At 68.4% G+C, this 21,394-nt stretch carries 20 protein-coding genes; 11 read left to right on the top strand and 9 right to left on the bottom strand.

What is annotated here, in order from left to right; translation table 11 throughout:
* Positions 1 to 25: 25 nt before the first annotated feature.
* Positions 26 to 1,369, bottom strand: a complete 1,344-nt coding sequence (locus tag OPU70_RS12675) for a M20/M25/M40 family metallo-hydrolase (RefSeq protein ID WP_498557963.1) — start codon at positions 1,367 to 1,369, stop codon at positions 26 to 28.
* 98 nt (positions 1,370 to 1,467) lie between these two features.
* Here OPU70_RS12675 and OPU70_RS12670 point away from each other — a divergent pair, with 98 nt between their 5' ends.
* The 4 genes from OPU70_RS12670 (at position 1,468) to OPU70_RS12655 (ending at position 3,750) form a co-directional block, all read left to right on the top strand.
* Positions 1,468 to 2,478: an FUSC family protein gene (locus tag OPU70_RS12670; protein WP_498557951.1), complete on the top strand. Its 1,011-nt coding sequence runs from the start codon at positions 1,468 to 1,470 to the stop codon at positions 2,476 to 2,478.
* A gap of 38 nt (positions 2,479 to 2,516) precedes the next feature.
* A complete protein-coding gene (locus OPU70_RS12665) occupies positions 2,517 to 2,915 on the top strand; it encodes a DUF1801 domain-containing protein (protein ID WP_042538924.1) in 399 nt (132 codons plus the stop codon).
* A 62-nt stretch (positions 2,916 to 2,977) separates the two neighbouring features.
* Complete coding sequence (locus OPU70_RS12660; RefSeq protein ID WP_498557950.1) at positions 2,978 to 3,244, top strand: thioredoxin domain-containing protein; 267 nt, start codon at positions 2,978 to 2,980, stop codon at positions 3,242 to 3,244.
* A gap of 95 nt (positions 3,245 to 3,339) precedes the next feature.
* Entirely contained in the window at positions 3,340 to 3,750 is a 411-nt protein-coding gene (locus OPU70_RS12655) for a VOC family protein (protein WP_042538920.1), read from the top strand.
* A gap of 112 nt (positions 3,751 to 3,862) precedes the next feature.
* Here the strand turns inward: OPU70_RS12655 and thrC are convergent, their stop codons facing one another.
* Positions 3,863 to 5,266, bottom strand: a complete 1,404-nt coding sequence (gene thrC, locus OPU70_RS12650) for a threonine synthase (protein ID WP_079112290.1) — start codon at positions 5,264 to 5,266, stop codon at positions 3,863 to 3,865.
* Positions 5,267 to 5,443: 177 nt separating this feature from the next.
* Here thrC and OPU70_RS12645 point away from each other — a divergent pair, with 177 nt between their 5' ends.
* From OPU70_RS12645 to treZ, 4 genes are read left to right on the top strand one after another with little or no spacing between them, the layout of a single operon-like run.
* Positions 5,444 to 5,728, top strand: a complete 285-nt coding sequence (locus OPU70_RS12645) for a hypothetical protein (RefSeq protein WP_056375657.1) — start codon at positions 5,444 to 5,446, stop codon at positions 5,726 to 5,728.
* Positions 5,725 to 7,935 carry a glycogen debranching protein GlgX gene (glgX, locus tag OPU70_RS12640; RefSeq protein WP_042538916.1) on the top strand — a complete coding sequence of 737 codons (2,211 nt, stop codon included), beginning with the start codon at positions 5,725 to 5,727 and terminating at the stop codon, positions 7,933 to 7,935. The genes OPU70_RS12645 and glgX overlap by 4 nt, the downstream gene beginning before the upstream one ends.
* Entirely contained in the window at positions 7,932 to 10,280 is a 2,349-nt protein-coding gene (gene treY, locus OPU70_RS12635; protein WP_498557949.1) for a malto-oligosyltrehalose synthase, read from the top strand. The genes glgX and treY overlap by 4 nt, the downstream gene beginning before the upstream one ends.
* Entirely contained in the window at positions 10,277 to 12,034 is a 1,758-nt protein-coding gene (gene treZ / locus OPU70_RS12630; protein ID WP_498557948.1) for a malto-oligosyltrehalose trehalohydrolase, read from the top strand. Before treY ends, treZ begins: the two co-directional genes overlap by 4 nt.
* Positions 12,035 to 12,040: 6 nt before the next feature.
* Here the strand turns inward: treZ and OPU70_RS12625 are convergent, their stop codons facing one another.
* Positions 12,041 to 12,517 carry a GNAT family N-acetyltransferase gene (locus OPU70_RS12625; protein ID WP_498557947.1) on the bottom strand — a complete coding sequence of 159 codons (477 nt, stop codon included), beginning with the start codon at positions 12,515 to 12,517 and terminating at the stop codon, positions 12,041 to 12,043.
* A 119-nt stretch (positions 12,518 to 12,636) separates the two neighbouring features.
* Here OPU70_RS12625 and OPU70_RS12620 point away from each other — a divergent pair, with 119 nt between their 5' ends.
* Entirely contained in the window at positions 12,637 to 12,969 is a 333-nt protein-coding gene (locus tag OPU70_RS12620) for an ArsR/SmtB family transcription factor (protein WP_156145890.1), read from the top strand.
* Positions 12,969 to 13,652: a cation efflux transmembrane domain-containing protein gene (locus OPU70_RS12615; protein WP_309686124.1), complete on the top strand. Its 684-nt coding sequence runs from the start codon at positions 12,969 to 12,971 to the stop codon at positions 13,650 to 13,652. Before OPU70_RS12620 ends, OPU70_RS12615 begins: the two co-directional genes overlap by 1 nt.
* A gap of 207 nt (positions 13,653 to 13,859) precedes the next feature.
* Here the strand turns inward: OPU70_RS12615 and OPU70_RS12610 are convergent, their stop codons facing one another.
* Positions 13,860 to 14,462, bottom strand: coding sequence for a response regulator transcription factor (locus OPU70_RS12610; protein WP_042538906.1), 603 nt, complete (start codon positions 14,460 to 14,462; stop codon positions 13,860 to 13,862).
* Positions 14,459 to 15,682, bottom strand: coding sequence for a sensor histidine kinase (locus OPU70_RS12605; protein WP_042538904.1), 1,224 nt, complete (start codon positions 15,680 to 15,682; stop codon positions 14,459 to 14,461). The genes OPU70_RS12610 and OPU70_RS12605 overlap by 4 nt, the downstream gene beginning before the upstream one ends.
* A gap of 156 nt (positions 15,683 to 15,838) precedes the next feature.
* On the opposite strand from OPU70_RS12605, the gene OPU70_RS12600 reads away from it, so the two are divergent.
* Positions 15,839 to 16,381 (top strand): hypothetical protein, encoded by a 543-nt coding sequence (locus OPU70_RS12600; RefSeq protein ID WP_042539404.1) that lies wholly within the window; start codon positions 15,839 to 15,841, stop codon positions 16,379 to 16,381.
* A 72-nt stretch (positions 16,382 to 16,453) separates the two neighbouring features.
* On the opposite strand, the gene OPU70_RS12595 is transcribed toward OPU70_RS12600, so the two are convergent.
* The 4 genes from OPU70_RS12595 to OPU70_RS12580 all read right to left on the bottom strand — a co-directional run bounded on the left by OPU70_RS12595 (position 16,454) and on the right by OPU70_RS12580 (position 21,296).
* A complete protein-coding gene (locus OPU70_RS12595) occupies positions 16,454 to 18,088 on the bottom strand; it encodes an Ig-like domain-containing protein (protein ID WP_498557946.1) in 1,635 nt (544 codons plus the stop codon).
* 137 nt (positions 18,089 to 18,225) lie between these two features.
* Positions 18,226 to 19,044, bottom strand: coding sequence for a carbohydrate ABC transporter permease (locus OPU70_RS12590; protein WP_498557945.1), 819 nt, complete (start codon positions 19,042 to 19,044; stop codon positions 18,226 to 18,228).
* Positions 19,037 to 19,963, bottom strand: a complete 927-nt coding sequence (locus OPU70_RS12585) for a carbohydrate ABC transporter permease (RefSeq protein WP_309686106.1) — start codon at positions 19,961 to 19,963, stop codon at positions 19,037 to 19,039. The genes OPU70_RS12590 and OPU70_RS12585 overlap by 8 nt, the downstream gene beginning before the upstream one ends.
* The gene (locus tag OPU70_RS12580; RefSeq protein ID WP_498557944.1) at positions 19,956 to 21,296 is read right to left on the bottom strand and encodes an ABC transporter substrate-binding protein; all 1,341 of its coding nucleotides are present in this window, start codon (positions 21,294 to 21,296) and stop codon (positions 19,956 to 19,958) included. Before OPU70_RS12580 ends, OPU70_RS12585 begins: the two co-directional genes overlap by 8 nt.
* Positions 21,297 to 21,394: the final 98 nt, after the last annotated feature.

The following is a 21,394-nucleotide window of genomic DNA, read 5'->3' as shown; positions in this document are numbered from 1 at the left end:
CCGAGACGCCCTCGAAGGGGTGAGATCACCCTAGCCGCTCGAGGAGAGCCCGATGGAACCGCTCCCCCCGCTCGAGCGCAGCGATCTCGACGTTCTCATCGACGCCATGGATCGACGCCCGCTGCGCGTTCGACATGTCGAGCGGTGCGAAGCGGTAGACGGCCGGCGCGAAACGGTGGAAGTGGCGGGAGTCCGTCGCCGCCATCATCACGTACGGCACGGCGGGGACCCCGGGGTGCGAGACCGCGAGCGCGTCGGCGAGCACCGCGAACTGGGCGTTGTCGGTCGCAGATTCGGGTGACGGTTCGCTCGCTTCCTCGACGCGGACCGTGACCAGCGGATCCCGGATGCGCCGACGCACCCGCAGCACGGTCTGCTGCGTCGTCTCGCCCAGAGCGATGCGCAGATTCACGGTCGCCGACGCCTGCGAGGGGAGGACGTTCGCCGCCGTGCCACCCCACTGCATCGTCGGGGCCACGGTCGTGCGCACGAGAGCGGCGGGCTCACCGCCGAGCGCGGCGAACAGCTGACCGGTCAGCAGCGGCGCGGATCCGAGCAGGCGCAGCAGATGTCGCGCCGGACCGGGCGTCTGAGCGCCGAGCTGCGACAGCATCCGCCCGATCGCCTTCGAGGGCCGTGGTCGGAACGTCCGCGGCCCGAGCCGATCGACGGCTCTCGCCACCCTCCGGACGGCGGTCAGAGAAGGAGGCGCCGACGCGTGGCCGCCCTCGCCGCGCGCCGAGAGGGTCAGGGTCATCACACCCTTCTCCCCGACGCCGATCATCGCCGCTCGGCCCGGTACGAAAGGCAGTGGGGCGTCGACGACCGCGCCGCCTTCGTCGACCACGAGCCACGGGATGATGCCGCGCTCGCGCAGCACCCGCGCGATCTCCTCGGCCGCTCGACCGAAGGTCTCTTCATTGCCTCCGAATGAGAGGTAGACGTCTCGCGCGGGGACGAACCCGTCGGCGAGCAGATTCTCGACCGCCTCGAGCACGACGATCAGCGGACCCTTGTCGTCGAGAGCCCCGCGCCCGTAGACCACCCCGTCGGCGATCACGCCCTCGAACGGAGGATGCGTCCATGCATCGCTCTCATCCACCGGGACGACGTCGTAATGCGCCATCAGCACGACCGGCCCGTCGGCCTCAGCCCCTCTGCCCGACCAGCGGAAGAGCAGCCCGAAATCGGTATGCCGCTCGAGCGCGAGGTGCTCGTGAACGAGCGGGTAGAGGTCGGCGATCAACGCGACGAACGCCTCGAACGGCTCGGATCCGCGTTCCTCCAGCTCCGCCGACACGGTCGGCAGCCGGATCATCTGCGAGAGGCGTTCGGCGATTCCGGGGCGAGGTTCTGTCACGTCGGCCATCGTAGCGCCGGGCTCGTTGCCTCCCATCGGCACTCCGGAGGCACCGGAAGGGCTCAGCCGCGTCTCGCGGGTCCTCGGCACCGCGAGACAATAGAAGGATGAGCCTGTTCGCCCTGGCACCCAAGCGCGGTCCGCGCTGGCACCTCGCCACCCAGGCGGCGCTGGGCATCGCGGTGCCGATCGCCGTCATGACCATGATCGGTCAGCCCCCGCTCGGCTACATCGCGGCGTCGGGCGCATTCACGGTCCTCTTCGCCGGCACCGCTCCTGTGGTCGAACGGGCCAGGATCCTGCCCTTCGTCGCCGCGGGCCTGATCGCCAGCGCCGCACTCGGAGTCGCTGCCTCCGCGAACGCCTGGCTCGTGAGCATCGGCGTCGTGGTCGTCGCGGTCGTCAGCGCGGCTCTGGCGTTCGGTTTCCGGCTCGGTCCACCGGGGCCCCTCTTCTTCGTGCTGGTCTTCGGCCTCTCGGCTCATGTGATCGTCAGTTCACCGATCGCACCGATGGTCTACATCGCCGCGCTCGCGGCGGGATGCGTCTTCTCCTATCTGATCGCGATGGCGCCGCTTCTGCTCCCCCGTGCGCGTTCGGTCTCGGCCAGGCCGCTGCGTGAGCTGCTGCCGGGGCCCGCGTTCACGGCCGATTCACGCATGCTGCTGATCCGGGTCGCGATCGTCGCGATCATCGGCGTGCTGCTCGGGCTGGCGATCGACCCGACGCGCACGTACTGGATCGTCGGATCGGCCGTCGCAGTGATCGGCGTGGCAGCCGCCCGCCGCGCCGCCGTGCAGCGCGGACTGCACCGCATGCTCGGGACCGTCGTCGGCGCAGGGGTCTACGCTCTTCTCGCCCTGCTGCATCCGTCGGGTCTCTGGCTGGCGCTGCTTCTCGGCGCCCTGCAGTTCACGATCGAGCTCGTCGTGGTGCGCCACTACGCCCTCGCGCTCGTCTTCATCACGCCGCTCGTGCTGCTGCTGACGGGTGCGGCGACCGGCGAGATCGGTTCGATGGACGTCGCGTGGGAACGTATCGTCGACACCCTCGTCGGTGCTGCGCTCGGTGCGCTCTCCGGTCTGCTGCATCCTCGGTCCACGACGCCTCGCACCTGATCCTCGACGGCGGCCGCCGCACGGGCCATACTCGCACCATGACCCGCGCGCCAGAGATCGACGACTACCACCGGAGACTCCGCCCCGAAGATCGCGAGATCTGCGAGCGCCTCGCCGACGAGATCGACCGGGGGCTTCCCGAGGCGTCCGCCAAGGTGTGGCACGCGCACCCCGTCTGGTTCCTCGACGGCAATCCGATCGTGGGATACGACCGGTTGAAGGATGCCGTGCGACTGATGTTCTGGAGTGGCCAGTCGTTCGCCGAGCCCGGACTCGTCGCGTCCGGATCGTTCGAGGCGGCCGAGGCGAGGTTCGTCGACGTCTCGGAGATCGACACCGACCGTCTCGCCGTCTGGCTGTCGGAGTCACGGGTCGTGCAGTGGGACTACGAGCACATCCGCACGAATCGGGGTCTCGTCAAGCGCACCGAGTTCTGACCTCGATCCGGGAACACGACGAGCCGGCGCCGGGTTGCATATCGAGAGCCGAGAGGAGAGCGATGGAACTCACGCTGGTCACATCCGCGTTCTGCGGCGCCTGCTCTCGAACCCGTGCGGTCGTCGCTGATGCGGTGCGCTACCTTCCCGATGCGACCGTCACCGAGATCGACGTCGCATCCGAGCCGGATGCGGCGGAGGCGCTCGGCATCCGGTTCACCCCCACGGTCATCATCCGCGATGCCGCGGGTGCGGAGGTCTTCCGGGCAGAAGGCGTGCCGACCGTGCCTCAGGTGCTGACCGCGGCGGTGAAGGCGCTCCCCGACTGAGCGACGACCCCGCTCTTGCGGATGTCCGACCCCCGGCGCAGAATGAGCCGCAGCGGGGCCGACGAGGGCCCTGCCTGACATAGCTGGGGGCAGTCATGGCGACACTCAATCCGTATCTCTCGTTCCGCACCGAAGCGAGACAGGCGATGGAGTTCTATCAGGGCATCCTCGGCGGGGACCTCGAGATCACCGTGTTCGGCGAGTTCCCCGACATGGTGCAGAACCCCGATCAGAACGACCTCGTGATGCACGCGCAGCTCACGACGCCCGACGGCCTCGTGCTGATGGCGTCGGACACCCCCGACGGCATCCCCTTCGAGCCGCCTCAGGGGTTCTCGGTGTCCCTGAGCGGCAATACGCAGGAGAAGACGCAGCAGGTGTGGGATGCGCTGTCCGACGGCGCGGCGATCACGATGCCGCTCGACGCTGCGCCGTGGGGCGGCAGTTTCGGGATGCTCGTCGATCGATTCGGGATCCCCTGGATGCTGCACGGCGACCCCGAGTGAGTCGCACGCTGCGGATCCGCTGACTGCGAAGACCCCCTCCTGCGGGCGTCCGCAGGAGGGGGTCTCCGTGATGTCAGGTCGCCCGGGTCGCCACGGGGCGGCTCGACTCAGCTCAGCTCAGGGCCTTCGCTTCGATGAACGCACGGAGCTCCTGCTCGTCGTCTGCCATCTCGGTCCGGTGCTGCGGAGCATCGAGCATGGCGCGCAGCTCCGAGGAGTACTCGAGCTCGACGCCGATCGCCTCGCGGATCGTCTCGGCGAACTTCTGCGGCTTCGCGGTCTCGAGCACGAGCATCGGCACACCCGATTCGAGATTCTCGCGGGCGACCTTGACCCCGTCCGCGGTGTGAGGGTCGATGATGTCGCCCGTCGCCTCGTAGACCGCCTTGATGGTCGCGAGTCGGTCGGCGTGGGTCGAGGTGCCGCTGACGATGCCGAACTCGTCGACGAAACGAGCCAGGTCGGCGGTGAAATCGAAGAAGCCCTGGGTGTCGAGATCCTGCCAGGCCTTGACCACGCGTGCGGCATCGCGCCCGACGAGCTCGAAGATGAAGCGCTCGAGATTCGAGGCCTTCGAGATGTCCATCGACGGGCTCGAGGTGGCGAGCGTCTGCGCCGCGCTGCGGGGCCGGTAGACACCGGTGCGGAAGAACTCGTCGAGCACGTTGTTCTCATTGGCGGCGAGCACGAGCCGACGGATCGGGAGGCCCATCTGCTTCGCGAAGAACCCCGAGAGGATGTTGCCGAAGTTCCCCGACGGCACGGTGAACGAGACCTCGGTCCAGCCGCCGGCATCCGTCGCGCGCAGCCATGCCCAGAAGTAGTAGACGACCTGAGCGGTGATGCGGGCGAGGTTGATCGAGTTGACGGCGCCGAGGTGCTGGGCCCGCTTGAAGTCGAGATCGCCCGCGAGCGACTTGACGAGGTTCTGGCAATCGTCGAACACGCCGTCGACCACGATGTTGTGGATGTTCTCGTCGGCGAGCGAGAACATCTGCGCACGCTGGAACGCGCTCATGCGTCCCTTCGGAGACAGCATGAAGACCGAGATGCGGTCCTTGCCGCGCAGCGCGTGCTCGGCAGCCGATCCCGTGTCTCCGGAGGTCGCGCCGAGGATGTTCAGGACGGAGCCCTTGCGCTCGAGCGCGTACTCGACGACCTGGCCGAGGAATTGCATGGCCATGTCCTTGAACGCGAGCGTCGGGCCCTCGGAGAGACCCACGAGCGTGAGGTCGTCATCGATCGAGCGCAGCGGCACGACCTCTTCGGGGAACTGATCGTATGCCGCCGCGGTCATGCGCGCGAGATCGGCACGGGGGATGTCCGTCGCGAACAACGCGAGCACCTCGGTCGCGAGCTGCGGGTAGGTCAGTGCCCGCCAGCGCTCGAGGGTCTCACCGTCGACCGTCGGCATGGTCTCGGGCACGGCGAGCCCGCCGTCTGTCGCGAGCCCTTCGAGCAGGGTCTCGCAGTACGGCAGCGGCTGCATGCCGCCTCGGGTGGAGATGTACTGCACGGGAGCTCCTCGGTTCGGGATCGGCACGGGGCTTCCATTCTCGCAGGTGGCCGCGGGGTGGTTGCACGGCCACCACGCGCACTCACGACATAGCGCGTTCGTCGCGCGGAGGCAATGGTATTTCCCTGTGAGCTCGGTTCTCTTAGCGTGGACCCCATCAACAGAACAGGAGCCCTCATGACTGCGAAGACCCATACCGCGCATGACCACAAGCCCGCCGACGGCCAGGCTCCCACGACAGCCTCCACGCCGGCCGAGCCCCTCTACGAACGTGTCGACCTCGATCGGTACGTCGTGCTCCACGAAGGTCCCGTCGGATACGTCGAGCACGTGCATCCGGTCTTCGTCTGCTACGTGGGCCACCCCTATCATCACGCCGACGAGATCGCTCAGGTGTATGACTTCCACGACGCTGTGCGGACTGTTCTGCACCGCGCCGTCTCGAAGCGGCGCGCTCAGTGAGCCGCGAGATCTGGCCCGGTTCCCCCTACCCGCTCGGTGCGACCTTCGATGGCCAGGGCGCGAACTTCGCCCTGTTCAGCGAAGGCGCCGAGAAGGTCGAGCTGTGCCTGTTCGATGACGACGGCAACGAAGAGCGGATAGCGCTCGAAGAGGTCGACGCGTACGTGTGGCACGGGTATCTGCCCTCGGTTCAGCCGGGGCAGCTGTACGGATACCGCGTGCACGGCACCTACGACCCCGCCCAGGGAAAGCGATTCAACCCGAACAAGCTCCTTCTCGACCCCTACGCGAAGTCGGTCGCAGGTCGTGTGGAGTGGGGACAGCCGCTGTTCGGCTACGACTTCGGCGACCCCGACTCCCGCAACGACGAGGACTCCGGCGCGACGATGGTGAAGGGCGTGGTCGTGAACCCGTTCTTCGAATGGGCGGGCGACCGCCTTCCGAAGATCCCCTACGCGCAGACCGTGATCTACGAAGCGCACGTCAAGGGACTCACCCAGCTGCACCCCGATGTCCCCGAGGAGCTGCGCGGCACATATGCGGCGATCGGTCACCCGTCGGTCATCGCGCATCTCGTGCACCTCGGAGTCACCGCGATCGAGCTGATGCCGGTGCACCAGTTCATCTACGACTCGACGCTCGAAGAGAAGGGCCTCACGAACTACTGGGGCTACAACACCCTCGCGTTCTTCGCGCCGCACAACGACTACTCCTCCAGCGGGCAGCACGGTCAGCAGGTGCAGGAGTTCAAGGCCATGGTGCGCGCGCTCCATGCAGCAGGCATCGAGGTCATCCTCGACGTGGTCTACAACCACACCGCCGAGGGAAACCACATGGGGCCGATGCTCTCGATGCGGGGCATCGACAACGAGGCGTACTACCGCCTCGAAGAGGACCGCCGCTACTACACCGACTACACCGGTACAGGGAACAGCCTCAACGCGGGCAACCCGCATGCGCTGCAGCTGATCATGGACTCGCTGCGGTACTGGGTGACCGAGATGCACGTCGACGGCTTCCGCTTCGACCTCGCCTCGACCCTCGCGCGCGAGTTCTACGACGTCGATCGACTCGCGGCCTTCTTCGAGCTCGTGCAGCAGGATCCGATCGTCTCGCAGGTGAAGCTCATCGCCGAGCCGTGGGACGTCGGTCCGGGCGGATATCAGGTCGGCAACTTCCCCCCGCAGTGGACGGAGTGGAACGGCAAGTACCGCGACACGGTGCGCGACTTCTGGCGTGGCGAGCCTCAGGCGCTCGGCGAGTTCGCCTCCCGCCTCACCGGGTCGGCCGACCTCTACGAGCACTCCGGTCGCCGCCCTGTGGCGTCGATCAACTTCGTGACCGCGCACGACGGCTTCACGCTGCGCGACCTCGTGTCGTACAACGAGAAGCACAACGACGCGAACGGCGAGGACAACAACGACGGAGAGTCCCACAACCGCTCCGACAACCACGGCGCGGAGGGTCCTACCGAGGACGAGGGGATCAACCGCATACGTGCTCGTCAGCAGCGCAACTTCCTGGCGACTCTACTGCTGTCGCAGGGAGTGCCGATGATCGCGCACGGCGACGAGCTCGGCCGCACCCAGGACGGCAACAACAACGGCTACGCACAGGACAACGAGCTCACCTGGGTTGACTGGGAATCGGCCGACCTGCCGCTCGTGGAGTTCACCGCAGCGGTGGCCAGGCTTCGCCGCGACCACCCGACGTTCCGACGCAGCCGCTTCTTCGACGGGCGTCCGGTGCGGTCGGACGACGGCGAGCGCGTGCCCGACGTCGTCTGGCTGCGTCCGGATGGCCGCCGCATGGAACCGGAGGACTGGGATTCCGGATTCGGTCTCGCGATCGGAGTCTTCCTCAACGGTCAGGGGATCCGCGAGAAGGACCGACGGGGTCGCCCCGTCACCGATCAGAACTTCCTCGTCTACTTCAACAGCGGGACGGATGCCGTCGAGCTCGCGCTGCCCGATGAGCGGCACGGCCATGCGTGGGAGGTCATGATCGACACCGCGGGCGAGCGAGCCGACGGCGGATCACTCGATCCGGGTGCGTCAGTCCCGCTCGAGGCCCACTCGCTCCTCGTGCTGCGCGACGTCGACCGGACGGTGGTGTCGACGGACAATTCGGTCGAAGCGTCGCTGCGCATTCAGACGGAGCAGGCCGAGGCCCCGGCGCCGGCCCCCACCCCGGAGCTGCCTCGATGACGTATCGCCCGCTCTCGACCTACCGTCTGCAGATCCGCTCAGGCTTCACCCTCGACGACGCGGCATCGGTCACGACGTATCTGGCCGATCTCGGGGCATCGTGGGCCTACCTGTCACCGCTCCTGGCCGCCGTGCCCGGGTCGGACCACGGCTACGACGTCGTCGATCACTCCCGAGTGGATGACGACCGCGGCGGCCCCGCCGGCCTGAAGCGGTTCGCCGCCGCCGCGCGAGCAGCCGGACTCGGCATCCTCGTCGACATCGTGCCGAACCACGTCGGCGTGGCGATCCCCCGCGCCAACGTCTGGTGGTGGGATCTGCTGAGACTCGGACGCGCGTCACGTCACGCGGTGGCGTTCGACATCGACCGACGGCTGTCGGAGGGGCGGGTGCGTCTGCCGATCCTGGGTTCGTCGCTCTCAGAGGTCCTCGAGTCCGGTGACATCGTGGTCGACACCGCTCCCGCCGACGACGCCCCCGACGGAACGCTGTCGTACTTCGACCATGTGCTGCCCTTGGCGCCGGGCTCCGGTGAGTTCGCGGAAGACCTGCCGAGGCTCCTGGAGGCCCAGCACTACGAGTTGCGGTTCTGGGAAGACCAGAACACCGACCTCGACTACCGCCGCTTCTTCGCCGTCTCGGAGCTCGCCGGCATCCGCGTCGAGATCCCCGATGTCTTCGACGAGTCGCATGTCGAGATCGCACGGTGGATCACCGACGGTCTGGCCGACGGCCTGCGGGTCGACCACCCCGACGGACTGACAGACCCCGGCGGCTACCTCGAGCGACTCGCGGACATCACCGGCGGCGCATACACGGTCGTCGAGAAGATCCTCGAGCCCGGCGAGCAGCTGCCCTCGTGGTGGCGCACCGACGGCACGACCGGGTACGACGCGATGGGCGAGATCGACCGTGTCCTGATCGACGGCGACGGAGTCGCAGCCCTCGACCGACTCGACGCGCGGCTGCGCACGGAAACCGGTCTGCCCGCAGCGGAGCCGTGGCACGACCTGATCCACACGACCAAGCGGATGATCGCCGACGAGCTGCTGCAGTCCGAGGTGCGCCGCCTGGTGCGGGCGCTGCCGTTCGGTGTGGTCGGCGCCGAGGATGCGCTGGCCGAGATCGTCGCCGGCTTCCCCGTCTACAGGGCGTATCTGCCGGCGGGGCGCGAGCACCTGCAACACGCGATCGACGACGCCTCCCGACGACGACCCGACCTCGCGGCATCGATCGCCGAGCTGACGCCCCTGCTGCTCGACACGACTCTCGAGGTGTCGGAGCGCTTCCCGCAGGTGACGGGCGCCGTCATGGCGAAGGGCGTCGAGGACACCGCGTTCTACCGCCACACCCGCCTCGGAACCCTGACGGAGGTCGGCGGCGACCCGTCGATCACCTCCGTCTCGGTCGACGGGTTCCATGACGCGCAGCGAGCGCGGCTGGCGTCGTGGCCGCACTCTCTCACCGCACTGTCGACCCACGACACGAAGCGATCCGAAGACGTCCGCGCACGCCTCTCGGTGCTCGCAGAGGTTCCGGATCGATGGGCCGAGGTCCTGACCGATCTTCGGGCCGTCGCGTCGACCGGACACGGCCCCCTCGATTCGCTGCTCTGGCAGGCGGCGGTGGGAGCCTGGCCGATCTCATCGGAGCGACTGCTCGCGTACGGCCTGAAGGCGGCGCGCGAAGCCGCGGAGTCGACCGGATGGCAGCATCCCGACCTCGAGTTCGAGAAGGGCATCGAATCGATCGCGAACGCGGCGAACGGAGACGCCCGCGCGATCCTCGAGGGGTTCGTGGCCGAGATCGTCGATCACGGCCGGGTGAACTCGCTGTCCGCCAAGCTTCTGCAGCTCGCAGCCCCCGGTGTGCCGGACGTCTATCAGGGCACCGAACTGTGGGATCACTCCCTCGTCGACCCCGACAACCGGCGGCCTGTGGACTTCGCCGAACGATCGGCGATGCTCCGGCGACTCGATGAGGACGTCGCCCGCGGCGTCCTCCCCCCTGTCGACGACTCGGGTCTCGCGAAGATGCTCGTCACCTCTCGCGCGCTGCGTCTGCGCAGAGACAACCGCGAGCTGTTCTACCGGTATCGCCCCGGTGGCGTCGCCGGGGAGGCATCGGATCATGCGGTTGCCATGGACCGGGGCGGCGTGCTCGCCGTCGCGACGCGTCTGCCCGCAGGACTCGCCCGTCGAGGCGGCTGGGGCGACACCGTGCTGCTGCGCCGGGAGCTGCCCGCGACCGACGCGATCACGGGGCGTCGGTTCGACCGTGGGCCGATCCGTCTCGCCGACCTTCTCGACACCTATCCGGTGGCGCTCCTGGTGGATGAGCGATGATCTCGGTCTGGGCTCCGCGCGTCGACAGGGTGCAGCTGCGGCGTCTCACCCCCGCCTGCACGACGATCTCGGAGCACGATCTCGACCCGGCGGATGACGGGTCCGGGTGGTGGCGCACGGATGTGGCGATGGCCGAGGGCGAGCGCTACGGCTTTCTGCTCGGCGACAGCACCGAGCTGCGGCCCGACCCTCGGTCGCGCCGACAGCCTCGAGGCGTGCACGGGCCCTCGGCCCTGTTCGACCCCGCCCGCTTCGAGTGGACCGACACCGGCTGGAGCGGACGGCCGCTCGACGGCGGTGTGATCTACGAGCTGCACGTCGGCACGTTCACGCCCGAGGGGACACTCGACTCGCTCGCCGGGCATCTCGATCACCTCGTCGAGCTCGGCATCACCCATGTCGAGCTTCTTCCGGTCAACGCGTTCAGCGGTGAGTGGAACTGGGGATACGACGGCGTGCTCTGGTACGCCGTACACGAGGGGTACGGGGGCCCGGCCGCGTATCAGCGGTTCGTCGATTCCGCTCATGCACGCGGCATCGCGGTGATCCAGGACGTGGTCTACAACCACCTCGGCCCGAGCGGCAACTACCTGCCCGAGTTCGGCCCCTACCTGCGCGAAGGCGAGCACACCGCGTGGGGCGACTCGGTGAACCTCGATGAACCGGCCGTGCGCGAGTACATCATCGAGAACGCCCTGATGTGGCTGCGTGACTTCCACGTCGACGGTCTGCGTCTCGACGCCGTGCACGCCCTGCACGACGACAGCACACCGCATCTCCTGCATGAGCTGTCCGAGCGCGTGGATGCACTGTCGCGCGAGGTCGATCGCCCCCTGAGCCTGATCGCCGAGTCCGATCTCAACGACCCCGTCATGGTCCTCCCCCGCGAGGCCGGCGGATACGGTCTCACCGCTCAGTGGTCGGATGACTGGCATCACGCAGTGCACGTCGCGCTCACCGGCGAGACCGACGGGTACTACGCCGATTTCGCGGCACCGGATGCTGTCGCGAAGGTCACGCAGGACGGGTTCTTCCACGACGGCACGTATTCGTCGTTCCGCGGGCGAGCGCACGGCACCCCGCTGCCGCCGAGCGTTCCCGCCTGGCGTCTGGTCACGTTCGCGCAGGATCATGACCAGATCGGCAACCGCGCGGCCGGAGACCGGCTGACGGCATCGCTGTCATCCGACCGGCTCGCCGTGGCCGCGGTGCTGACGTTGACAGCGCCGGGAACCCCGATGCTGTTCATGGGCGAGGAATGGGGAGCATCGACTCCCTGGCAGTTCTTCACGTCTCACAAGGAACCCGAGCTCGCCCGGGCCACGGCGGAGGGGCGGATCGCCGAGTTCGCGCAGATGGGATGGGACCCGGCCGCTGTGCCCGACCCCCAGGACCCTGCGACCTTCGAGCGGTCGCGGCTGGACTGGAGCGAGCTCGAATCGCCGCACCATGCTCGGATGCTCGATCTGTATCGACGTCTGATCGCGCTGCGACATGAGGTGCCCGAACTGACCGACCCCGAGATGTCGCACAACGTCGTCTCGGTCTCTCATCTCGAGGGCGCACCAGAGCACCGGGCCTACCGCATCGAGCGGGGCGAGCTCGCGGTGCTCGTGAACCTCACCACGGAGGAGGTGGAGTTCGACCTCGGCCCCGACTCGCGGATCCTGCTGGAGACGGCACCCGGCCGGATGGTGGCACGGACCATCGCGCTGCCGCCCGAGTCAGCGGCGATCGTCGCGCCGCCGCGCTGAACCGTCTCAGGCGCCGAGCACCTTCTCGAAGCACAGTGAGAGATCGCTGCCGACGTAGTGCCCGAACAGCGGAATCGGCACGTACCCTTCGCGCTGGTAGAAGCGCACGGCATCCGGCTGAGCGGTGCCGGTCTCGAGCACCAGAGACCGGATGCCGAGCTGTCGCGCCTCCGTCTCGAGGGCGCGGAGCAGGGCGACGGCCGCCCCTGTTCCGCGGGCGGACGGTGCCGCATACATCCGCTTGATCTCTGCGACATCCGATCCGAGGACCTCCGGATGCAGGGGTCTGAGACCGCCGCACACGACGGCGTGACCGCCACCGTCCCTCACCACGAGGAAGACCGGCACATCGTCGGCCGAGGGGACGACGCCCGGCTCGTGGTCATCGCTGCCGTACCGCGCGTCCAGCTCGCTGCGTTGAGCGGCTCTGAGCCGCTCTGCGTCCGGATGCGACCACGCCACTCGCTCGACCGTCACGTCCATGTCGTCCCTTCGATTCGGTGCCAGCGCCGTTCACGATATCGAGAGGAGATTTCGCAGATGTTGCCGATCAGCACCGATTCAGAATTCTCTGAATTCAGATTTCTGTGTACTGTTGCTGCGTGACCCTCACCGCCTCGCTCACCCATACCGCCGCGGTCGCCCGCCTCGGGCATGCACTGTCGGACGCGACTCGGGCAGGCATCCTGCTCGCCCTCCGAGAGGCCCCCGCCTATCCCGCCGACCTCGCGGATGAGCTCGGAGTCAGCCGTCAGCTCCTGTCGAATCACCTCGCCTGTCTGCGGGGATGCGGCCTCGTCGAGAGCGCCCCCGACGGACGCCGCAGCCGCTATGCGCTCGCAGACCCGCACCTCGCCACAGCCCTCGACGAGCTGATGCGCGTCATGCTGATCGTCGACCCCGGCTGCTGCGACGGAGACGGGTGCAGCTGCTGATGTCGGTGACCGCCCTCACCCCCGAGCGGCGCGCGACGCTGCATCGCCGCATCCGGCTCATCGTGGCCTTCACGATCGTCTACAACGTGATCGAGGCCGTCGTCGCGATCGCCGCGGGGTCGGCCGCCTCGTCTGCCGCGCTGATCGGGTTCGGACTCGACTCGAGCATCGAGGTGCTGTCGGCCGCCGCCGTCGCCTGGCAGTTCACCCGCCGCGATCCCGAGCGCTGGGAGAAGCCCACCTTGCGGGTGATCGCCGTGGCTTTCTTCGCGCTCGCGGTCTATGTCACGGCGTCGTCTGCGCTGTCTCTGCTCGGCGGAGACCGGCCCGAGCACAGCGCTGTCGGTCTCGTGCTGACCGCGCTCAGTGTGGTGATCATGCCGCTCGTGTCGTTCGCCGAGCGACGGGCGGGTGTCGAGATCGGATCCGCCACGGCGGTCGCCGACTCGAAGCAGACGCTGATCTGCACCTACCTGTCGGCCGCGGTGCTCATCGGACTGGCCCTCAACAGCCTGTTCGGCTGGTGGTGGGCGGATGCCGTCGCCGGACTCGTCATCGCGATCTTCGCCGTTCGAGAGGGCCTCGAGGCATGGAAGGGCGACGCCTGCGCGACCTCGGTCGGCATGATCCTGGAAGACGAGCACGCTCGTCACACGCACGACGACGCACGTCATGAGCACTGACTCCGGAAGAAGTTCAGCGAGATCCTGACCTCAGCGTCACTTTCGGTCGACTTCGGGGTCTTGCACATGAGACCCGAAGTCGGCCTGGGGGAACATGAGCCCGCTTCCGGTCTGAGCCGCACTCTCCCCTGTTGAGCGGCTCGCGGGTGGGGCACCTCCCACAGCCCCACCCGCCCTCCTGCTCGTCACGGGGTCGGCGCGCTTGCGTCAGATCCAGCCGCGCTCCTCGGCCATCAGCACCGCCTGCTGCCGTGTGCCCACCGACAGTTTCGCGAGCACCGCGGAGATGTGGTTGCGCACCGTGCCCGGGGCGAGGGACAACGCCCTCGCGATCTGGGTCGTGGTCTCACCACGACGCCCCGCACGCAGCACGTCCAGCTCACGATCGGTGAGGGGCGAACGCTCATCGCTCAGCGCGTCGGCCGCGATCTCGGGATCGACATAGCGAGCTCCCGCCGCGACCCTGCGGATCACATCGGCGACCTGATCGGCGCCTCGGGACTTCGGGAGGAAACCTGCGACGCCCGATGCGAGCGCGCGCCGCAGCACCCCTGGGCGGGCGTGACGGGTGACCACGACGCAGCGCGTGACGATCGCCCGGTTCAGCCGCTCGGCGACCTCGACGCCGTCGAGCCCCGGCATCTCGAGGTCCAGCAGGCAGACATCGGGGGTCAACCTGAGCGCGGCAGCGAGCGCCTGCTCTCCGTCGGCGCACTCGGCCACCACCTCGATGTCTCCCTCGAGGCGCAGCAGCGCGGCGAGAGCCGAACGGATCATGCCCTCGTCGTCCGCGAGGAGCACCCGGATCATCGCGTGCCCTCCTCGTCAGCAGGCTGCATCTCAGATGCCGGCACCGTGACCGAGACGATGAACTCACCGGCGTCCTCGCGGATCTCCAGGGTTCCGCCTGCTTCCGAGATGCGTCGTCTGACCCCGTCGAGCCCCGACCCCACCGGCTCTCCCCCGGCGCCGGCCGCCACATCGTTCGCAACCTCGTAACGCCAGCCGTCGGCGACCCGGCGGAGGGCGAGACGCGCGCGGCGCCCGGCGCCGTGCCGCAGGACGTTGGTCGTGGTCTCCCTGATCACGGGTCCGAGAGCCGACGATGGCGCGTCGTCGGCGTCCGGTGCGATATCGGCCTCGACGTCGAGTCCGGCCGCGGCGAGAAGATCTCGCGCATTCGCGACCTCGTCGCCCAACGGCACCGAACGGAAGCGCGTCGCAAGGTCGCGGGTGCCCTGCCGCGCTTCGTCGACACTCACTCTGGCTGCCTGCAGCTGCTCCAGAGCCGCATCGGGGTCGATCCCCATGAGTCGCTCGGCCAATTCGAGCTGCAAGGCGATCACCTGCAGGTGGTGCCCCTGCAGGTCGTGCACATCCGTGGCGACGCGCAGCCGCTCCTGCGTCGCAGCGAGTCTCGACTCGGATGCCCTGGCGCGGTCGACGGTGACGAGCACATCCCACCACCAGAGGGAGCTCACCGACATCGCCGGGATCATGATCGCATACAGCGCGGGGATCCAGCCGGCGACGCCGATGTCTGCAGCGCCCCTCGCCGCGTCGACGAAGGCGACGAGAACGAGCAGCAGGGTGGCGAGCGCGACGATCCGCAGGCGGATGCCCTTGGGCCAGTTGAGCAGCACCACCGACTGAGCGACGGGCATGAGGGCGAGCAGCCAGCTGTCGATCACCAGTCCGGCGACGGCTCCGTAGCCGACCGCTGTCAGCAGAGGCAGCGCGATGCGCGTCCACGCGATTCCGGGCTCCGCATCGAGCCGGTGGCGGTACCCGGCGAGCAGCACCATCGTCGAAGCCCACCAGACGAGGCCTCCCAGCCCCACGATGAACGGAGCCGCCACGTCGCCCGGTACGGCGAGGGCCTGCAGCGTCCAGATCAGCACCAGGAACAGCTCGAGGAAGACGACGGCCGAGAATGTGTACCACCAGGTCGCGGTGATGCCCCGGGCGAGTTGGCGCGCGCCGGGCGGCGGGTCGCCAGAGTGGTCGGCGACCGGAGAAGTGCTGCTCATGCCCCCCAGAGTACGGGCGTGACACATGTCACGGATGCCGCAGGCGAACCACCCGGAAAGCAGTGACGCTGCGACACTGCCGCGGTCGGGCGAAAGGCGGTGGACTGGATGCATCGCGACGGAGACACCGTCGCTCAGACCGGCAGGAGCCACCCCATGAATCTCATCGAGACCTTCCAGGGCTTCGTCGCCCAGGTGCCCGAACTCGTCCAGCCGCTCATCGTCGCCCTCGCCGGGGCGATCCCCTTCATCGAGGGTGAGGGTGCCGTGTCGATCGGCATCATCGGCGGCATCCACCCCGTGGTCGCGGCGATCGCGGCGATCATCGGCAACTTCCTCTGCGTCGCTGTGCTCGTCATCGCCAGCTCGGGGGCGCGCACAGCGATCGTGAACCGGTCGCGCAGCCGGCAGGCGGTGGTCGCCGGCGGCGGAGCCGTCGAGACGGTTCCCGCCGACTCCGCGGATTCCGACCGCGGCAGTGCCCGCCGCGAGAAGTTCCAGCGGGCCTTCGAGCGCTACGGAGTGCCGGGCGTCAGCCTGCTCGGCCCGCTGCTCCTGCCCACCCATTTCACGGCCACGATGCTCGCCGCGTCGGGCGTCGGAAAGGTCCGTATCCTCGTCTGGCAGGCTGTCGCGATCATCGGCTGGACCACGGTCGTGGCTGTGATCGTCGGCGGCGCCGTGTACGCGATCCGCTGAGCCCAGGCGCCGGACGCACAGCAGAAGCCCACCCGCGGAGAGCGAGTGGGCTTCTGCTGTGCGTGTCTCACGTCAGCGACGTCCGGTGCTCGACCGTCGCTTGGCGGCGATGCCTGTGGCCAGTCCGCCACCTACGATCAGCGCGAATGCGAGGGACAGGAACGCTGCACCCGATTCGCCTCCCGTCAGCGCCAGCCCGCCGGGGGCCGCGATCGGGCTCGGCGTCGGAGTCGGCGTCACGACCGGTGACGGCGTCGGAGTCGGGGTCACGACCGGTGTCGGCGTCACGACCGGTGTCGGAGTCGGCGTCGGCGTCACGACCGGCACCGGGTTGGCGATGTTGGTCAGGGTCAGCTCGACACCGGCAGTGGTCTGCGGTGTCACCTCGTAGGTGCCGTCGCCGCCGTCGACGACGCCCTCGCCGGCGATCGTCCATTCACCCCACGTCACGCCCTGGATCTCCGGCAGATCGATCTCCTCGATCACGAAGGTCGATCCGAGGGGCGCACGCGCGCTGACCACCGGCTGCCCCACGGGAACCGACATCGTGGCGGGCGGGGCATCCGATCCCTTGACCGAGTACCGCACCGTGTAGGTCGCGTCGCGCACGGCGTCCGCCTGTGCACCGGTGATCTGCTTCGTGATCGAGAACGTCGTGTAGGCGACACCGCTGCCGTCGCCCCCACCGGACTCGACGACCGTGTGGGTCGCCGACGTCTCGAACGTGTCGACGATCGCGTGGTTGCCGAAGATGTCACCCTCGGCCACGGGTGCGTCTGCCTGCGTGAAGTAGACCAGCTCGTATGCGAACCCTCCGGCCGGCAGACCGGACGCCACGAACTCGAACGAGCGCCCGTCGTCTGCCAGGTCGATCACGTAGGCCGAAGGGTCGACCTCGCTCGCGTCCCCGACCAGCGCGCCGTTCACGACCGCACGCTGAACCAGCTTCACGTCGCCGGTGTAGTGATGCCCCGTGAGTCCCGCGTCGAGCCAGTCGGTGATCGTGAACGACCCATCATCGACATAGCCGCTCGGAATCCCGATGACCCACTTCAACAGTCCATCGGTCGCGGTCTCCCCGCCGTACTTGTAGGGCTCTTCCTGTTCGGCCGGGTCTTCGGGCACCACTCCGCCGTCGCCGGGGAGATCGACGATCTCGACCGTGTCGCCCAGGTCGAACTCGACCGTCTCGCTGGTCGTCGTCTGCGAGGCCCGTGCCTCCATCCAGAACGTGCCTCCGACCTTCTCGAGACCCTCGACCGCTTCGGTGAGAGTGCAGACCATGTCGGGCCCGCCACCCGCCGCCACGGCGCAGTTCGCCATGACCAGACCCGTCACGGGATCGGCGATGGTGAACTCCCCGGCGGACTGCCGACTGAACTCAGCGGGGAGCGTCATCCCGAAGGTCTCCCCCGCCTGTGCTCCGGCCGGCACTGTCCACTTGCCGGAGATCCTCACGTTCTGCCACTGCACGAGCGGCCCGCCACCGTGCTGATTCTCGAGGGACACACCGCTGATCGCGCCGGGATACGTCACCGTCGGAGCCGCGGTGGCCGGAACAGCAGACCCCAGAAGTCCGGTCACCGCCATGACCATCCCCACGATGATCGCCGCGATGCCCCGACCTCGCGTCTTCGCTCCCCCGGTCGTCTTCGCCTCGCCTGTCGTCCTTCTGCGCGCACGCACGAAACCACGCTCCCCAGTCATCGTCTTCCCCATCCGATTCGAGTCGCTCCCAGTCGCGACCCATCTAAGAGATCAGGAAAATGCCCGGGGATTACGCGGCAACCGGTATACAACCTCGATATACCGGAATGGGTTACTGGCAGTGCGTGGTTCCCGCCTCAGCGCACAGCCCCGGCACTCAGTCCCCCCACGAGCCAGCGCTGGAAGAACACCGCGGCGGCGAAGACCGGGATCACCCCGATGAACGACGCGGCCGCGATCTTGCCGAAGTGCGGTGTGCGGTCTCCGTAGAAGAGCGACAGCGCGACCGGGAAGGTCTGCGAGTCCACGCTCTGGGTGAGGAAGGTCGCGAGAAGGAACTCGTTGTAGTTGAGGATCGCGACGATGATGCCGATCGCGACGAGGCTCGGCAGCAGCAGCGGCACGACGACCGACCACAGCATCCGCAGAGTGCCCGCTCCGTCGATGCGCGCCGCCTCCTCGATCTCGACCGGGAGCCGGCGGATGAAGCCCTCCAGCAGCCAGACGGCGACGGGGACGTTGACGAGTGCGTAGACGAGCGTGAGTCCGAGAAGCGTGTTGTTCAGCCCCACGGATCGCAGAAGCGTCAGCAGCGGCACCACGGCGACGATCGGCGGAAGCAGCCACGGGCTCATCAGTGTCGCCGCGAGCGTGCGGCCACCTGCGTTGTGGCGCACGATGGCCCACGCGCCGGGGACTGCGATGACGAGTGAGACGGCATCGCCGCCGAGAGCCGCGGCCAGGGAGTTCAGGATCGAACGCGGGATGTCGGTCGACAGCACGTCGCCCCAGTTCTCCCAGTGCGGGGCGGCGCTCCACAGGACTCCCGAGACCGTCTCGTCACGCCCCATCAGCGACACCGAGAACAGATACGCGAGGGGGACGAGGGTGACGGCGAGCGCCACGAACAGCACACTGCTCGCGACCGGCCGCAGACGGGTGCGCGACTCAGTCATGCCGGGCCTTTCGTGCGAAGACCGCCACCACGAGGGTCACCACGGTCACGATGACCGCGAACACGAGGGTGATCGCGGACGCCCGACCGATGTCGAACTCCTTGAGGGCGACCTGCTGGATGAGATAGGTCGTCACGGTCGAGGCCTGACCGGGTCCGCCCGACGTCATCACGAACACGAGGTCGAAGACCTTCAGCGCGATGACGAGCCGGATGAAGAGTGCGGCAATCACCGTGCCAGCGATGGCCGGCCAGGTGATGTGCCGGAACAGACCGGCTCCATGTGCTCCGTCGAGGGACGCCGCCTCTCGCACGGAGGGGTCCTGCGTGAGCAGCGCGGCGTAGACGAGGATCACGATCAGCGGCGTCCACTGCCAGACGTCGGCGAGGCCGATCGCCGGGAGCGCCCATGCCGTGGTCGACAGCGGCGCGAGCGAGACGCCGGGAAGCACGGTGGCGAGGAGTCCGCCGCCGGGGTTGAACACGAGCTTCCACAGGGTTCCGACCACCACCGGAGGTGTGATCAGAGGAAGCAGGAGCAGTGTGCGCACGACGGCGCCTGCGCGGGTCGCACGCTCCAGCGCGACGGCGATCGCGACCCCCAGCACCACGCTGACGACGGCCACCACGACGGCATACGCGACCGTCCGAGCGAACGACGCGACGACGTCGGCATCCGCGAGTATCGTCTCGAGATTCGCGGTTCCCACCCACTCCTGGAACGGTCTCCCGAGTGTCGAATCGGTGAAGGCCGCGGCGAGGATGAAGACGAGCGGATACGCACCGAGCACGACGATCGACAGGATGGTCGGCGCGGTCAGCAGTCGTGCGGTGCGGGACCGCGACGGACCGCCCGCCCGTCGCGGCACGGGGCCGGACGCGCGGGCGATGCGCACGCGGATCGACGAGGCGTCAGCCAAGGATCTCTTCCCACTCGGCCTGCACTCGGTCGAGCGTGTCCTGGGCGGTGCCGCCCTCACCCGCGATGAGCTTGGCCAGCTCGTCGGTGAGGATCTGCGCGGCCTGCGAGGCGTTCTCACCGGTGGGCCAGGCCAGCGAGCCACTCAGCGTCGTGCGGTTGACCCGCTGCAGGTCGGGGTAGGTCTCGCCATACGCCTCGCTCTCGAGCGAGGACTCGCGGTTCGGGTCGATGCCCGTCTGCGGGTCGGCGACGATGAGCTCGGAGTTGACCTCGCTGGACGAGGCGTACTCGATGAAGGCCTTGGCGAGGTCCGTCTTCTCGGTGTTCGCGGCGACGACCCATGTGAAGCCGGCCACCAGCGAGGCGCGCGCCTCGGTGTTCTCGCCGCCGACGGGCAACGTGGTCACGCCCCACTTGCCCGCGACCTTCGAATCGGGGTTGGTCTCCGAGCCCACGCCCAGGTCGGTCCAGTTCTCGATGAACGCGACCTTGCCGTCGTACCACGCGCCGTTGCCGACGCCGAAGTCGGTCTCGGCAGCCGTCGGGAAGGCGTAGGGCACCGCATCCACCAGCGCCTCGGCAGCGGCCACCGCTTCCGGGGAGTTGATCGTGGGCTTGCCGTCCTCGTCGACGAACTCGCCGCCGAAGCCCGCCAGGCGGTTCGCGTAGGCGGCGCCGAGGATCAGCGGCGACTTCTGACCGAAGATCGCGGATCCGTAGACGCCGTCATCACCCTCGTTCTCGGTGATGGTCTTCACATCTGCGAGGTACTCGTCCCAGGTCGCGGGGGGCTCGGTGATGCCGTTCCGCTCGAGGATCTCCTTGTTGTAGAAGAGCACGTGCGTGTCGCCGTCGAAGGGCAGGCCGTAGCGGCGGTCCCCGACCAGCGTGTAAGGATCGTTGATCGAGGGGATGAAGTCGTCCTCCTCGAGCGACGGGGTCTCGTCGATCCAGTCGGTGAGGTCCTGGATGGAGCCGCCCTCGGCGAGGTCCCCGATCGACACGTACCAGGGAGCGGCGACGTCGAACGTGTTCGCGCCCGACTGCTGGTCGAGGGCGAGGGTCGAGCCGATCTCGTCGTAGGGCACGATCGTGAGGTTCACCTCAGCGCCGGTCTCCTCTTCGAAGTGCTCCTTGAGCCAGTTTCCTGCGCCCTCGTGCGACGTGATGAGCAGCGCATTGAGGGTCTGGCCAGAGAAGTCGCCGCCTGCGCCCTCGCCACCGGACTCGGGGCTCTGGGTCGCGCAACCGGCGACCGCGATGGTCGCGGCCGTCAGAGCGGCGGCACCGAGGAAGGCGCGGCGGCGACGGCGGCTCGGAAGGAATGACATGGGGGGCTCCTCAAGGCGTCGGGTCGGGGAAGCAGATCGGCGCTCACGCTAGGAGCCGAGGGACGACCGCCGCATCACGGACGTAACAGTTCGTCGTG

It is taken from the genome of Microbacterium sp. SWDP-B6 (assembly GCF_059803615.1).
Note: the sequence above shows the minus strand (reverse complement) of the source record. Positions and strands in the feature narration are given on the sequence as shown.

Coding starts and splice junctions, on each gene's coding strand:
- OPU70_RS12670 (WP_498557951.1), top strand. CDS start 1,468: ATGAGCCTGTTCGCCCTGGCACCCAAGCGCGGTCCGCGCTGGCACCTC.
- OPU70_RS12660 (WP_498557950.1), top strand. CDS start 2,978: ATGGAACTCACGCTGGTCACATCCGCGTTCTGCGGCGCCTGCTCTCGA.
- OPU70_RS12580 (WP_498557944.1), bottom strand. CDS start 21,296: ATGTCATTCCTTCCGAGCCGCCGTCGCCGCCGCGCCTTCCTCGGTGCC.
- OPU70_RS12600 (WP_042539404.1), top strand. CDS start 15,839: ATGAATCTCATCGAGACCTTCCAGGGCTTCGTCGCCCAGGTGCCCGAA.
- OPU70_RS12675 (WP_498557963.1), bottom strand. CDS start 1,369: ATGGCCGACGTGACAGAACCTCGCCCCGGAATCGCCGAACGCCTCTCG.
- treY (WP_498557949.1), top strand. CDS start 7,932: ATGACGTATCGCCCGCTCTCGACCTACCGTCTGCAGATCCGCTCAGGC.
- OPU70_RS12645 (WP_056375657.1), top strand. CDS start 5,444: ATGACTGCGAAGACCCATACCGCGCATGACCACAAGCCCGCCGACGGC.
- OPU70_RS12615 (WP_309686124.1), top strand. CDS start 12,969: ATGTCGGTGACCGCCCTCACCCCCGAGCGGCGCGCGACGCTGCATCGC.
- treZ (WP_498557948.1), top strand. CDS start 10,277: ATGATCTCGGTCTGGGCTCCGCGCGTCGACAGGGTGCAGCTGCGGCGT.
- OPU70_RS12595 (WP_498557946.1), bottom strand. CDS start 18,088: ATGACTGGGGAGCGTGGTTTCGTGCGTGCGCGCAGAAGGACGACAGGC.
- OPU70_RS12610 (WP_042538906.1), bottom strand. CDS start 14,462: ATGATCCGGGTGCTCCTCGCGGACGACGAGGGCATGATCCGTTCGGCT.
- OPU70_RS12655 (WP_042538920.1), top strand. CDS start 3,340: ATGGCGACACTCAATCCGTATCTCTCGTTCCGCACCGAAGCGAGACAG.
- OPU70_RS12605 (WP_042538904.1), bottom strand. CDS start 15,682: ATGAGCAGCACTTCTCCGGTCGCCGACCACTCTGGCGACCCGCCGCCC.
- OPU70_RS12665 (WP_042538924.1), top strand. CDS start 2,517: ATGACCCGCGCGCCAGAGATCGACGACTACCACCGGAGACTCCGCCCC.
- OPU70_RS12590 (WP_498557945.1), bottom strand. CDS start 19,044: ATGACTGAGTCGCGCACCCGTCTGCGGCCGGTCGCGAGCAGTGTGCTG.
- OPU70_RS12625 (WP_498557947.1), bottom strand. CDS start 12,517: ATGGACGTGACGGTCGAGCGAGTGGCGTGGTCGCATCCGGACGCAGAG.